Genomic DNA, 12744 nt, shown 5'->3' on the forward strand with positions numbered 1-12744 from the left:
ATGCCCGAAAAACCGTCCGCATTGTGGAGGTCCCCTGTGACCGCGACGACTCCCCAGTCTCGCCAGAACGGTCAGGAACAGCTGCTCACCCCCGGTGAGGTCGCCTCGTTGTTCCGGGTCGACCCGAAGACGGTGACGAGATGGGCGACGGCAGGCCGGATCGGTTCCATTCGCACCCCCGGCGGCCACCGCCGGTTCCGCGAGTCGGAAGTGCGCACGCTGTTGGCCGAACTCACCAACGACGTCCGCTCCGCCTGAGCCGCCCGACGATCGGCACGCGTCCGGTCCGCCTCCGCGTCAGTACCGCCCGAGGCGGGCCGGGCACGGCCCATCGCCGAATTGCCGAATATCGGTGCACCGTCGGATGCTCCCTGATCGGCGCACCCCACCACCCGCCGTTCTCCGGCTAATCTCGGGGTGAGGTAGTGGAGGTGCCCTGATGATCTACGTCCTGGCAGCGATCGGCGCGCTCACCGTGGCCGTGCTGATGTGGCGCGCGTTCGGCCCGATGCGCGACGCCGAGAGCGAGGGTTCGAACGAGCCTCGCCGCGCCGCACCCTTGGCCCCGGACGACGACCCGGATTTCCTGCGTCGTCTCGACGAACAACAACGCAACAAGAACGACCACGACCAGGACTGAGCGCGGGCTTCGCCGCCTCGGCAGCGGCGAAGCCGAATCCTCGCGGCGAAGCCGTGCCTGGATGTGCGAAGCACATAGCCCACGTGAGCAGGGTGACCACCGGCGGGTTCTCAGTGAGCCTCTCGCGAGGACAGCTTTTTCCCTCGTGGCGGAGCCACTCGGGAAAAAGATCCCGCAGCGAGAGGCTCACTGGGGTTCCGCCACCCGACCACCCAAGACGAAAGACCGGGCCGCCCCGACAACCTCAGGCCTGGCGCTGGCGGCCGAAGGCCTGCGGGAAATCGTCGGCGACGATCGCCCCGAGTTCCAGCAGTGCCAACCGGGTCGGGGCGGCGAGCTGGTCCAGTTCGACCTCCGCACCTTCTTCGAGGTGCGGGTCGAACGGGATGCGGGACACCGCCCGGCAGCGCGAACCGAAGTGGGCGCTGAGCTTGTCGACGTCGACCTTGCCGGAACCGGGCCGCACCGAGTTGATCACCGCGACCGAGCGGGAGACGAGCTGCCCGTACCCGTGCGCGTCCAGCCAGTCCAATGTGGCCGAAGCGCTGCGCGCCCCGTCGATGGAACTGGACGAGACGATCACCAGCGAGTCCGCGACGTCGAGCACGCCCTTCATCGCCGAGTGCATCAGTCCGGTGCCGCAGTCGGTCAGCACGATGTTGTAGAAGTGCTCCAGCAACGTCACCGTGCGCTGGTAGTCGTCCTCGCTGAACGCCTCGGAGACCGCCGGGTCCTGCTCGCTGGCGAGGATCTCCAACCGGCTCGGCCCTTGCGAGGTGTAGGACCGCACATCGCTGTACTTGCGAATGCGTTGCGCGTCCCGCAGCAGGTGGCGCACGGTGGCCGTGGTCTCCAGCGGGATCTTCTGGCTCAGCGTGCCACGGTCCGGGTTGGCGTCCACGGCGATCACGCGATCACCGCGCAGCGAGGAGAACGTGGAGCCGAGGGTCGCGGTCGTCGTGGTCTTGCCGACGCCGCCCTTCAGGCTCAGCATCGCGATCTTGTAGCAGCCTTGCAGCGGCTGGTTGATCCGGCCGATCAGTTCGCGGCGGCGCAGGTCGGAAGCGCTCTCGCCGAGGTTGATCGAACGACCGCTCGCCACGTACAGCGCCTTGCGCCAGCCGGATTGCGGGGCGCGCTTGGTCTGCCGCAGCAGTTGCGAAGAAGCGAGGTCCTTCCCGAACGGCACACCTTGCTGCTGGCCGGGCTGCTGCTGGCCGGGATGTTGCTGGCCCGCTTGCGGCTGGCCCGGCTGCCCGGCGGCGGGCTGCCCGACGCCCGGCTGCTGAGCGCCCTGTTGCGGCTGCTGCGGAAATCCCTGCTGCTGCGGGAACGGTCCGGCGACCGGCGCGTACGGGTTCTGCTGGCCGCCCACCTGGTACGGCCCGGACTGGCCACCGGCGACCGGGTACGGCCCCGAGTTGGCAGGCACCTGGTACGGACCGGACGTCCCGCCCTGCACCGGCTGGGGACCTGACTGACCACCGGGAACCTGGTGCGGCCCGGACGGCCCGCCCGGAGCCGGGAACGGCCCGGATTGATGCGGCTGCGGCCCGGACGGCGTCTGCTCGGTGTACTGCGAACCCGCCTGCGGATACTGCGGCCCGGCATCGGGGAAAGACTGTCCACTCTGGACGTTCTGGCCGCCGGGGACGTTCTGACCACCAGGGTAGTACGGCTGCGGCCCGCCGGGACTCGCCGCGCCCTGCACGGGAGCGTTCGGCGTGGTCCCCGGCTCCACGTACGGCTGCGGTCCCGCGGGCACCGAGCCGTCACCGTAATCCGGGGTCGCGTGATCCGTCGTGCCGTTCGCCTGCTGCGCCGAGTCCGCACCGGGCGAGGCCGAACCCGCATCGCGTTGCGTTTCGGGCTCTTCGTACCGTCCGGTCACCGTTCCCGTACCTCCCACACATCGGTTCGATCTTTACCGGGACGAGTGACGGCCACCCGATTCCGCGGAGGAACGGGTGGCCGGCGGTCGAACTCCGGACCGGATCATGAACTCACAGTCCAGCGTACGAGTGCAGTCCGGAGACGACGATGTTGATGAAGAAAAGATTGAAGATCATGACAGCCAGGCCGGTGATGTTGATCCACGCGGCCTTGACTCCCCGCCACCCCGCGGTCGCACGCGCATGCAGGTACGCAGCGTAGACGACCCACGCGATGAACGAACAGGTCTCCTTCGGGTCCCAGCCCCAGAACCGGCCCCAGGCGGCCTCGGCCCAAATCGCACCGGCGACGATCGCGAACGTCCACACCGGGAAGATGATCACGGTGGCGCGGTAGGCCATCCGGTCCAGCACCTGCGTGGTGGGCAGCCGGGAACCGACCCGGACCATCTTGAGCGGGTTGTTCTCGTGCCGGGCGCGCAGCATGAACAGCACGCTGGCGACACCGGCGAACAGCAGCGCACCGCTGGAGACGATCGCCGCGCTCACGTGGATCACGATCCAGTAGGACTGCAACGCGGGCTGCAGCGGCGCGGCGCGGGCGTAGAGCACGGTGCCGGACAGGAACAGCAGCAGCACCACCGGCAGCAGCAGGAACCCGCCGAGCCCGCGCAGTTGCGCGGACGAGGACTCCCGGCGCTCGGCGCGCATCTGCCGGAACAGCACGATCGTCCAGGCGATCACCGCGGCCAGGCAGATCGCGGAGCCGAACTCGTACATGTTGCCCCACGGCGCGCGGCCGGTGGCCACACCGCGGAACACCAGCGAAGCGGTGTGCACCAGGATGCCGAGCACCGTCATCGACACGGCCATGCCGCCGAACCGCTCGGACAGCGGGCGCTTCTGCGGAGTGTCGATCCGGCCGACCCGCTCGCCGGTCGAGGAGTCCGCGCCGGCGCCGGCCGTGGTGACCAGTTGCGCCTCGCGGGTGCGGGCGGACTGCTTGCGCCCGCCGTAGGCGAACTCCGCGAAGTACAGCAGCATGGCGGCGATGTAGACGACCACCGAGGTCGCGAACGCCATGTCGCTGTAGTTGGACAACATCTGGTTGACCGGCATCAGCTCTTCCTTCCGCGTGCGGATGCTGCCCCCGGCGACTCCGCATCGGAGCCGTCCGTTCCGAGCAGGTCCTTGGCCAGCCGGGTGAACTCCTCGCCGTAGCCTGCCTGGTCGGTGCGGGCCAGTCCGCCGACCTCGACAACGGTACGCGCGGGATCGTCCACGCCGGTCCCGGGGGCCGGGGCTACCCGCACCCAGATCCGCCGGCGTTTGATGCTCAACGAGGCGCTGATCCCGAAGATCACCGCGATCGCGAAACCGAGGACGTACGGCTGGAACGGGTCGTGCGAGATCTGCAGGTTCGCCCAGCGCTCCACGCCGTCGAAGCGGATGGAGGTGCCGTCGTCGAGCCGGATCTCCTCGCCGACCCGCACGTTCTCCCGCGCGACCTTGTTCAGCCGCCCGGACTCCACCATCTTCTGGTCCACCCCGAAGATCGACTGACCGCGCCCGGAGTCCAGGCCGAGGTCGCCGCGCAGCACGTCCACCGCCGCGGTCGGCTCGAGCAGATCCGGGAACTGCGAGCTCAGCACCTTGCCCTGGTAGGCGGCGGTCGGCGCGAACAGGCCGGTCACCGCCAGCTGGGTCTCCCGCCGCTGCACCTCGTCGGTGACACCGGGCTGGTCGAACTTGGTGGCGCCCTGCGACAACATCGTGGTGACGTCCATCGGCTGCCACTGCGTCAGCTGGGTGCGCTGCTGGCCGTCGGGGAACGTGACGGTGAACCGGGGGGCGTAGCCGTTGCCGGTCAAGTAGATCCGGTCGCCCGCGGTCCGCAGCGGATGGTTCACGTGCAGGTCGTAGGGCTGCCAGCTGCCGTTCTCCAAGTCGGCGCCGGACTGGTACTCCATGCCCACCCGGTAGCTCGCCACCTGGCCGGTGTGCTGGTACTTCACGTCGAAGCCGTTGACCCGCAGGCAGAACGGGCTCAGCTGGGTGCCGTCCACGCTGAGACCGGCGCGGAACGAGTCGTAGTTGTACGTACCGGAGTTGCAGAACTCGGAGCCGTCGGCCATCACGATCACTTGGCCCTCGTAGCCGAGGATCTTGCCGCCCGCGACGGTCACCAGCAGCCCGACGAGCGCGAAGTGGAACACCAGGTTCCCCGCCTCCCGCAGGTAGCCGCGTTCCGCGCTGATCGAGCGGGTGCCGTCGTCCTCCTCCCGCTCGTCCTTGCGCCAGCCGCGCAGCCTGCGATGCGCGGCGGCCAGCGCCTCCTCCGGCGTTCCGTCCACAGTGGCCGAAGCGTGGTGCGGCATCCGGGACAGGTTGCGCGGGGTGCGCACCGGCCTGCCGCGCAACTGCCGGTAGTACTCCAGGCAGCGCGGCAGCAGACAGCCGATCAGCGAGATGAACAGCAGCACGTAGATCGAGGCGAACCAGACGGAGCTGAACACCTCGAACGCGCCCAGCTTCTCCAGCACGGGCGCGAGTTTCGGGTACTCGGTGAAGTACTTGTCGACCTCGGCGGGGTTCAGCGAGCGCTGCGGGATCAACGCACCCGGCAACGCGGCCATCGCCAGCAGGAACAGCAGCACCAGAGCGGTGCGCATCGACGTCAGTCCGCGCCAGGTGTTGCGCAGGAAAGCCAGCAAAGAGCGGAATCGGGACATCAGATCGGCGTCTCGAATCCGGCGACGGGTTCGCGCAGCACAGTGACCAGTTCTCCCCACAGCCCGGTGACGAGCAGTACGCCCACCACGACCAGCAGCGCGCCACCGGCGATCTGGATGACGCGGCCCCGGCGGCGCAGCCAGTCCGTGCTGCGCACCGCCCACCGCGCGCCCAGCGCCAGCAGCACGAACGGCAACCCGAGCCCGATGCAGTACGCCGCGACGAGCAGCACGCCGCGCACGGCGGTGCCGGTGCCCGCCTCGGTTCCGATGGCCAACGACATCACCCCGGTCAGCGTCGGGCCGAGGCAGGGGGTCCAGCCCAGCCCGAACACCGCGCCGAGCAGCGGGGCGCCCCACAACCCGGCCTGCGGAACCCGGTGCGACCGGACGTCGCGCTGCAACGCCGGGATCATGCCGAGGAACACCAGACCCATCGCGACGGTGACGACACCGCCGATGCGCTGCAACAGCAGCTCATTCGCGAACAACGCGTCGGACAAGCCCAGCAGCAGCACCGTTCCGGCGGCGAACACGACGCTGAACCCGGCCACGAACAGCAGCGCCGCACCGGCCACCCGCCACCGGCCGCGGCGGGCCTGCTGAGCCTCGGTGGAATCGACGGGCGGGGCTTCGGCGCCCACCACGCCCGCCAGATAAGCCAGGTACCCCGGCACCAACGGCACGACGCACGGCGAAGCGAAGCTGACCGTCCCGGCGAGCACTGCGATCACGGCCGCGAAAAGCAGCGGGCCGGACGCGGCTAGCTCGGTCGGGTTCACGGTTCCGAGGGTAGGGACAACTCTAGGCTGCCTACGCACCGGCCCCGGGTCTCTGCGGAGTGATTTGCGCGGGCGTGCGGGTAGCGGAACCTCAGTGAGCGGCTTTGGGACGTGGGCCAACCGCTTCGCGCGAACGGGCACGGCTTCGCCGCAGGGCACGGCCTTCGGCCGCAAAGCGCGGTTTCGCCGCCGAGAAGACGAAAATCACAGGGCCTCGGTGCGCGGTTTCATGGGCACCGGTCGTGGTCAGGCGCGCAAGGAGCGGAGGAAGGCCGACCAGAGCTTCGGTGAGAAGGCGAGAGTTGCGTTGCGGGGTGCTTTCGAGTCGCGGACCGAGATGACGACGCGGGTGATGCCGACTTCCACGCAGTTGCTCTCCTCCCCGCTGTGACTGGACTTACGCCAATGCACCGTCGCGCTCACACTCTCGTTCCATCGCGGCCGCCACATCCGTGATCAGCAGCGCGGACTCGGCCTGATCGAGGGCGACCGAGGGCAGCCGGGCGGCGGTTTCGAGGAACGGCGCGGTGTCCGCGGGCACCTCCAGGAACGCGCCGCGGCGGCGCTGTTCCAGGTGGACCACGGGACGTTGCCTGGCGAACTCCAGGATCAGCTGGCTGCCGTTGAGCTCGGCGTACGCGCCGGCGGAGAACGGGATCACCCGCACCGACACGTTCGGCCTGCGCCCCATCCGCACCAGGTGCCTGAGCTGGTCCGCCATCACGCGGTGCCCGCCGACCGGCCGGTGCACCACGGACTCGTCGAGGTAGGCGTGCAGCTGTGCCGGCTCCTCCCGGGTGAGCACGCCCTGCCTGCCGAGGCGCAGCGCGACCCGCGACTCCAGGTCCGCGTCCCGCACGCCGCCCGCGCTCAGCACCGCGCGGGTGTAGTCCGGGGTCTGCAGCAGTCCCGGCACCAGCGCCAGCGCCATGTCGGTGATCCGGGTCGCGAGCCGCTCGAAGTCGATCAGCGCGGTGAGCGCGCTGGGCATCCCGGCGTACCCGGCTTCCCACCAGCGGGCCTCGGTGGCCGCGTGGACGAGCTCGAACAACCGCACTCGCTCCGAACCGGACACGGCGAGCGTGTCCAGCAAGGCGGTCAGTTCGGCCTCGCTCGGCACTCGCTCACCGGATTCGATCCGACCGAGAGTCGCCCTGGACCACCCACACCGCTGCGCGAGATGTTCCAATCGCAATCCGGCAGCCTTGCGGAGTTCTCGTATCTCAGCGCCCAGTCCCCGCGCTCGAACACTGGTCATAGCAGGAACTTATTTCCTACGCCGATGTCATGCCATCGCTCGATTCGGTGAAGTACATTGCCATTCGAGTGGCAAGAGGGTCTCATTCCCAGCAGGACGAACGCCCGAGGAATGGAGTCGACGCGATGCCCCCGCAGCACGGCCTGGCCTATGTGTGGCGACCGATCCCGGCGGGGCGCCACGCTTTCGCGGCCAGTGCGCTGGATGCCGATCCGCAATGCCCCGTCACCTCGTATTGCGGCGTGGAAGCGACCGCCGTCGAACTGCACGGCCGCACGGAATACGAGTGGGTTCGGCGCGGCACCTGCATGGACTGCTGGCACGTGCTGATCCGCTCCCGCAACAGGCGGGCGTCGTGATGCCCGCGCCGGCTCAGGTCCGGACAGCGGCGATCACGCTCCGGCGAACGAACCGAACGCAGCACCGTTCGGCCCAGTCGATGGGCTGAACGAGGTACCCACGCCGGAACCGGCCCTCCCGCGCCGCTGACCGCTCAAGCCGGGCCACCGCTCGACGAAACGGTCACCGCACGAAAGCGCAACCCGCGGAATTCGACCGCCGAAACCCGTCAGGAGGCGGGTTCCGAGGCGATCTTCTGCACTTCCGGAAGAAGTTCGCTCTCCAGCATTTCCGTGAGGAAAACCGCGGCCACGCGATGGTGCCGATCCAGAATGATGGTGGACGGCACCGCACTCCGCGGATATTGCTTCAGCGCCAACAGCGAACGACCCGACGGGTCAAAAATCGACGGGTAGCTCAACCCGCGATCCCGATGGAAATCCATCGCCGCCGAACGACTGTCGCGCACGTCGATGCCGAGCACCTGAACGCCTTGCGGCCCCGCCTTGTCCTGGACGGCCTGCAGATCATCGGCCTCCGCGCGACAAGGACCGCACCAGGAACCCCACAGATTCACCACCACGACCTCGCCGGGGAAGTCCTGCAAACCGATTCGTTTGCCCTCTTCCAACAGGCTTTCCCCGCCCAGCTTGGTGAGGTGCTGCCGTTCCGCTTCGGGGTAGAAGATGCGGGTCTGCCCGCCCGGCGAGACGAACGTGAACTCGCTGCCCTGCTCCACGGCGTCCTTTCCCGCCGTGGCGCAGCCACCGAGCAGACTCACCGTCGCCACCGCCAGCGCGGCCCTGGTCAGCAGGCTCCTCATGCCCCGGTCACCCGAGGATCGGTCTCGCCGGCCGGCTCGACGTAAGCGACGCGCACCAGCTGCTCGTCCCGGAACACCAGGCTGGTCACCGAGGCCAGCGAGCACTGCCTGCTGCGCGGGTCGTGCCACATCCGCTTGCCCTCGACGAACCTGCGCAACGTCCAGATCGGCAGCTGGTGGGACACGCACACCGCCTCGTGCCCCTCGGCTGCGGAGCGGGCGCGCTGGGCGGCGGCGAACATGCGGTGCGCGATCTGCACGTACGGCTCGCCCCAGGACGGCAGGAAGGGGTTGCGCAACTTCGACCAGTGCTGCGGCGAGCGCAGCGCTCCGTCGCCCACCGACACCCGGAGACCTTCGAACTGGTTCTCCGACTCGATCAGCCGGTCGTCGGTGTCCACGTCCAGCGCGAAGACGCCGCCGATCGGCTTGGCGGTCTCCTGCGCCCGCTGCAGCGGGGAGGCGACGACGTGCTGCACGTCGCGGCCCGCCAGGAACTCCGCGACGAGCTTCGCCTGCGCCGCGCCCTGATCGGAGAGCCCGTAGCCGGGCAGCCGTCCGTAGAGGATCCGCTCCGGGTTGTGCACCTCGCCGTGGCGCATGAAGTGCACGATCGTCTTCGTCCCGCTCATGCCGTGGGCTCCTCAGCCGCGGCGGCGGCCGCGGCCGCGTGCGGCGCCGCCTCCGCGATCCGCTCGAACGCCGCCTCGTCCATCGCCGAGTTCACGAACCAGGACTCGAACGCGCTCGGCGGCGGGTACACGCCGCGTTCCAGGAAGGCGTTGAACAACGCCGGGAAGCGCCACGCCTGCTGGGCCTGCGCCTGCTCGAAGTTCGTCACCGGGGACTCGGTGAAGAAGACGCTGACCAGGTTGCCCGCGAACGCCACCTGGTGGGCCACGCCCGCCGTCGTCAGCGCGGAGCCGAGCAGGTCGCCGAGGCGGGCCGCGTTGCGGTCCAGCGCCTCGTAGGCGGTCGCGTCCGCCGCGCGCAGGTTCGCGAGTCCGGCCGCCACGGCGACCGGGTTCCCGGCGAGGGTGCCCGCTTGGTACACCGGCCCGGACGGGGCGAGCAGCTCCATCACGTCGGCGCGACCGCCGAAGGCGGCCGCGGGCAGACCGCCGGACATGACCTTGCCGAAGGTGTAGAGGTCCCCGGCGACGCCGTCCAGGCCGAACCAGCCCGCGGCGGAGACGCGGAACCCGGTCATCACCTCGTCCATGATCAGCAGGGAACCGGCGGAGCGGGTGATCTCGCGCAGCGCGGCGTTGAAACCGGGCTGCGGGGCGACCGCGCCCATGTTGCCCGCCGCCGCCTCGGTGATCACGCAGGCGATCTCGTCACCGAACTCGGCGAAGGCCGCGCGTACGGCGTCGATGTCGTTGTAGGGCAGCACCACGGTGTCCGCGGCCTGCGCGCCGGTCACGCCGGGGCTCGTCGGCAGGCCCAGCGTGACCACGCCGGAACCGGCTCCGGCCAGCAGCGAGTCGACGTGCCCGTGGTAGCAGCCGGCGAACTTGATGATCTTGGTGCGGCCGGTGAACGCGCGGGCGAGGCGCACCGCGCTCATCGTCGCCTCGGTACCCGAGTTGACCAGCCGAACCTGCTGCACCGGCTCCACCCGGCGGATGATCTCCGCCGCGAGGTCGATCTCACCGATTCCGGGCGTGCCGAACGACAGGCCGTCGACGGCCGCCTCCCGCACCGCCTGCACCACGTCCGGATGCGCATGGCCGTTGACCATCGGCCCCCAGGAGGAAACGAGGTCCACGTACTCGTTGCCGTCGGCGTCCCACAGGTAGGCGCCCTGCGCGCGGACCATGAACCGCGGCGTGCCGCCGACGGATTTGAAGGCCCGCACCGGCGAGTTGACACCCCCGGGTGTCACGGTGAGCGCTCGCTCGAACAGCTCCGCCGACCGCGCAGTGGACTTCGGACTCGTGTTGCCAGGAGTTTCGGCTGTCACGCCCGCCAGTCTGCCAGGCCGGATGAGGTGACCCGCCCCACCCTCTGAAGGTGTCCCGAGGTCAGCGGCCACTTCGCCCGGTACCACCGGGTCGAATGGGGCATTGACCACGCCGGCCGCGCCAGGTCAAAGGGGCGTTGATCGCACCGGCCGCACCAGGTCGATGGCCCGTTCGACCGGTGGGACCGGGCGAGGGAGGCCAACAGACGGAACCGGTCAGCTGCTGGGTTCGCGGCGCGCCGTGCGGGTGCGGCGGACCGCCCAGGCGAGCATGAGCTGGCGCATCGCGTCCACGAACAGCACCGCCGCCAAGGTCGGGGCGGCGATGCCGAGAGCCGCCCAGTCCCCGAAGATCCGGACCGAGTGCATCGGCCCGCCGGTGGCGCCGGACACCTCGACGGCCAGCTGCGACCTGTCCCAGCACCACCAAGCGGCCACGACGAGGGCCGCTACGAACACGAGTTCGGCCGCCGCGACCATCGCCCGCCACGGCTGGGCCAGTCCGGCGCGCGGTTCGACCGCGTCCGCGGTGTTCTCGCTGAGCATCGGCCCGTCAGCGGACCACGGTTCCGGGAACGTCACCCCGGCAGCGTCTCACGCACCTCGCCACCCCAGACCACGACCTGAGCTCAACGTCCCCTTCGCGCGATCCCATCGGCGAAAGGAGGTATTCACCTCACCTTGCCCATCAGGTGAAAGGCCGGTCGGAGGCAGTCACCCCGCCTGGCCGAGACGGGGCGCGGGCCGACTCCGGTGGCGTCAGCTCTCCGAGAGCAGCGGGCGGAGTTCGTCGATCAGGGTCGCCGGGTCCTTCGCCCAGGCCAGGACGACCTTGTCGTCGGATAAGCGCAGCGGGATCTCGCCGGTGCCCTTCGGCGGGGTGAAGCCGCCGCCGAGCACCCGCGCGCCCATCGGCGCCCCGACATCGGTGATCGCCGCGATCCGGGTCAGCTCCAGCTCCTCACCGCCGACGCTCAGCACGGACGGCGTCAGCTGCACCGCGAGCGCTCGGCGCCGGGCGTACACCCACAGCACCGTCGCCGCCGCGAGCACGCCCGCCAGCAGGATCCACACCGGGAGGTTCACCCCGCCCGCGGGCGTGGCGAGCTCAACGATCAGTCCGATCAGCGCGAACCCCGGACCCCACAGCACCGGCCACCAGGTCGAGCCGGGTTCGGCGTAGAGCACCGGTCCGGTCTCGGCTTCATTCATGCTCGCCGGTCACCCATTCCGTACTGGACGTCGTCCAACTGCACCAGGCCGCGGCGCCGCCGAGGACCAGCACGATCAGGTTGGCCATGGAGAACGAGAACCCGCCGAGCACGATCACGAGCTGAACCGCGAACAACACGCAGACCCCGATCCTGGCCCACGGTCTGCGCTTGCGGAGCAGCACCCCCGCCCCGACGTACCCGGCGGCGAAAACCACGGCGAGCGCGGTGTTGAGCAGCAGCCTGTCCAGCGTCACGGCCCCGGCCTGGTCGGGAGCGGCGACGTGGTTGACCACGATCTGCCGCTCCAACTCGGCCCGGTCCACCCAGGAGAACACCGTCTGCACCAGCAGGAACGCCGCCAGCGCGGCCCAGAGCCCGATCGCGACGTGCAACGAGCGGGGCGGTACGGCGGATTCGCTCACCTTGAGAACCTCGATGCCTGGAAGTACCGGTTCGACGCGGGCAAGTACACCAGCACCAGGAACGCCACCATCGCCACCAGGCCCAGGGCGCTCTGCGCGTAGCCGAGGGCGACGATGCTCGCCGGGGTCTGCACATCCGCGGCGAGCGCGTCCGTCAGGCCCGGCTCACCGGTGATCAACCCGCCGATCGAGTAAGCCGCCCAGACGGCGGCGAACACGGTGAGCACCACCCGCGCCCAATTGCGCCCGGCCCGGAGCTTGAAGCCGAACGTGATCCACAGCGCGGTCAGCACGATCTCGAGCACCACGACGAACAGGAAGACCGCGAAGGAGATCCCGGCCATCAGCCCGACGACCTCCTGGTTCTGCGCGGAGTCCGCACCGGGCGAGCCGACCGTGCCGGTCAGGAAGCTCTGCGTGCGCATCGAATTCAGCGCGTACAGCACCGTCACCAGCAGTGGAACGACGACCGCGAGCCAGAACGCGCATTCCACCGCCACCGGCCGCCGCGGTGCCTCCGCGAAATCGCCGGGATGCCGCGGCGGGTATCCGGCGGGCGGGAACCCGCCCGGATGGGGCGGCGGTTGCGGAGCCGACGGGTACGGCGGCTGGTATCCGCCCTGCTGCCAAGGGTCTTGCGGTGACGTCACCCCAGAACAGTAGAAATCCGGCGAGA

Annotated in this window: 16 protein-coding genes; 3 read left to right on the forward strand and 13 right to left on the reverse strand. The window is 69.8% G+C overall.

The annotated features are described in order from the left end of the window. Window positions 1–36 precede the first annotated feature (36 nt). Window positions 37–258, forward strand: a complete 222-nt coding sequence (locus H2Q94_RS28550) for a BldC family transcriptional regulator (protein WP_184476042.1) — start codon at window positions 37–39, stop codon at window positions 256–258. 181 nt (window positions 259–439) lie between these two features. Next, window positions 440–640, forward strand: a complete 201-nt coding sequence (locus H2Q94_RS28555) for a hypothetical protein (RefSeq protein ID WP_243790224.1) — start codon at window positions 440–442, stop codon at window positions 638–640. A 244-nt stretch (window positions 641–884) separates the two neighbouring features. On the opposite strand, the gene H2Q94_RS28560 is transcribed toward H2Q94_RS28555, so the two are convergent. From H2Q94_RS28560 to H2Q94_RS28585, 6 genes are all read right to left on the reverse strand, one after another. Beyond that, window positions 885–2531 (reverse strand): MinD/ParA family ATP-binding protein, encoded by a 1647-nt coding sequence (locus H2Q94_RS28560; protein WP_243790225.1) that lies wholly within the window; start codon window positions 2529–2531, stop codon window positions 885–887. 112 nt (window positions 2532–2643) lie between these two features. Further along, window positions 2644–3651, reverse strand: a complete 1008-nt coding sequence (gene ccsB / locus H2Q94_RS28565) for a c-type cytochrome biogenesis protein CcsB (protein WP_243790226.1) — start codon at window positions 3649–3651, stop codon at window positions 2644–2646. Next, a complete protein-coding gene (resB, locus tag H2Q94_RS28570) occupies window positions 3651–5264 on the reverse strand; it encodes a cytochrome c biogenesis protein ResB (RefSeq protein ID WP_243790227.1) in 1614 nt (537 codons plus the stop codon). The genes ccsB and resB overlap by 1 nt, the downstream gene beginning before the upstream one ends. Further along, window positions 5264–6046 carry a cytochrome c biogenesis CcdA family protein gene (locus tag H2Q94_RS28575; protein ID WP_243790228.1) on the reverse strand — a complete coding sequence of 261 codons (783 nt, stop codon included), beginning with the start codon at window positions 6044–6046 and terminating at the stop codon, window positions 5264–5266. The genes resB and H2Q94_RS28575 overlap by 1 nt, the downstream gene beginning before the upstream one ends. 246 nt (window positions 6047–6292) lie before the next feature. Continuing rightward, window positions 6293–6496, reverse strand: coding sequence for a DUF397 domain-containing protein (locus tag H2Q94_RS28580; RefSeq protein WP_243790229.1), 204 nt, complete (start codon window positions 6494–6496; stop codon window positions 6293–6295). Continuing rightward, window positions 6444–7304 (reverse strand): helix-turn-helix domain-containing protein, encoded by an 861-nt coding sequence (locus H2Q94_RS28585; RefSeq protein WP_243790230.1) that lies wholly within the window; start codon window positions 7302–7304, stop codon window positions 6444–6446. The genes H2Q94_RS28580 and H2Q94_RS28585 overlap by 53 nt, the downstream gene beginning before the upstream one ends. Window positions 7305–7429: 125 nt before the next feature. Here H2Q94_RS28585 and H2Q94_RS28590 point away from each other — a divergent pair, with 125 nt between their 5' ends. Next, window positions 7430–7663: a hypothetical protein gene (locus tag H2Q94_RS28590; RefSeq protein WP_243790231.1), complete on the forward strand. Its 234-nt coding sequence runs from the start codon at window positions 7430–7432 to the stop codon at window positions 7661–7663. A 209-nt stretch (window positions 7664–7872) separates the two neighbouring features. Here the strand turns inward: H2Q94_RS28590 and H2Q94_RS28595 are convergent, their stop codons facing one another. The 7 genes from H2Q94_RS28595 to H2Q94_RS28625 form a co-directional block, all read right to left on the reverse strand. Continuing rightward, window positions 7873–8466 carry a TlpA family protein disulfide reductase gene (locus H2Q94_RS28595; protein ID WP_243790232.1) on the reverse strand — a complete coding sequence of 198 codons (594 nt, stop codon included), beginning with the start codon at window positions 8464–8466 and terminating at the stop codon, window positions 7873–7875. Further along, on the reverse strand, window positions 8463–9098 hold the full coding sequence (locus H2Q94_RS28600) for a histidine phosphatase family protein (protein ID WP_243790233.1): 636 nt from the start codon (window positions 9096–9098) through the stop codon (window positions 8463–8465). Before H2Q94_RS28600 ends, H2Q94_RS28595 begins: the two co-directional genes overlap by 4 nt. Beyond that, window positions 9095–10432 carry a glutamate-1-semialdehyde 2,1-aminomutase gene (gene hemL, locus H2Q94_RS28605; RefSeq protein ID WP_258718640.1) on the reverse strand — a complete coding sequence of 446 codons (1338 nt, stop codon included), beginning with the start codon at window positions 10430–10432 and terminating at the stop codon, window positions 9095–9097. Before hemL ends, H2Q94_RS28600 begins: the two co-directional genes overlap by 4 nt. Before the next feature lie 216 nt (window positions 10433–10648). Then, a complete protein-coding gene (locus H2Q94_RS28610; protein WP_243790234.1) occupies window positions 10649–11014 on the reverse strand; it encodes a hypothetical protein in 366 nt (121 codons plus the stop codon). Window positions 11015–11191: 177 nt separating this feature from the next. Next, window positions 11192–11644, reverse strand: a complete 453-nt coding sequence (locus H2Q94_RS28615) for a hypothetical protein (protein ID WP_243790235.1) — start codon at window positions 11642–11644, stop codon at window positions 11192–11194. After that, window positions 11637–12068: a hypothetical protein gene (locus tag H2Q94_RS28620; RefSeq protein ID WP_243790236.1), complete on the reverse strand. Its 432-nt coding sequence runs from the start codon at window positions 12066–12068 to the stop codon at window positions 11637–11639. The genes H2Q94_RS28615 and H2Q94_RS28620 overlap by 8 nt, the downstream gene beginning before the upstream one ends. Beyond that, window positions 12065–12718, reverse strand: a complete 654-nt coding sequence (locus tag H2Q94_RS28625) for a hypothetical protein (RefSeq protein WP_243790237.1) — start codon at window positions 12716–12718, stop codon at window positions 12065–12067. Before H2Q94_RS28625 ends, H2Q94_RS28620 begins: the two co-directional genes overlap by 4 nt. Between the last annotated feature and the right edge of the window lie 26 nt (window positions 12719–12744).

This window comes from Saccharopolyspora gloriosae (genome assembly GCF_022828475.1).
GTDB lineage: Bacteria > Actinomycetota > Actinomycetes > Mycobacteriales > Pseudonocardiaceae > Saccharopolyspora_C > Saccharopolyspora_C gloriosae_A.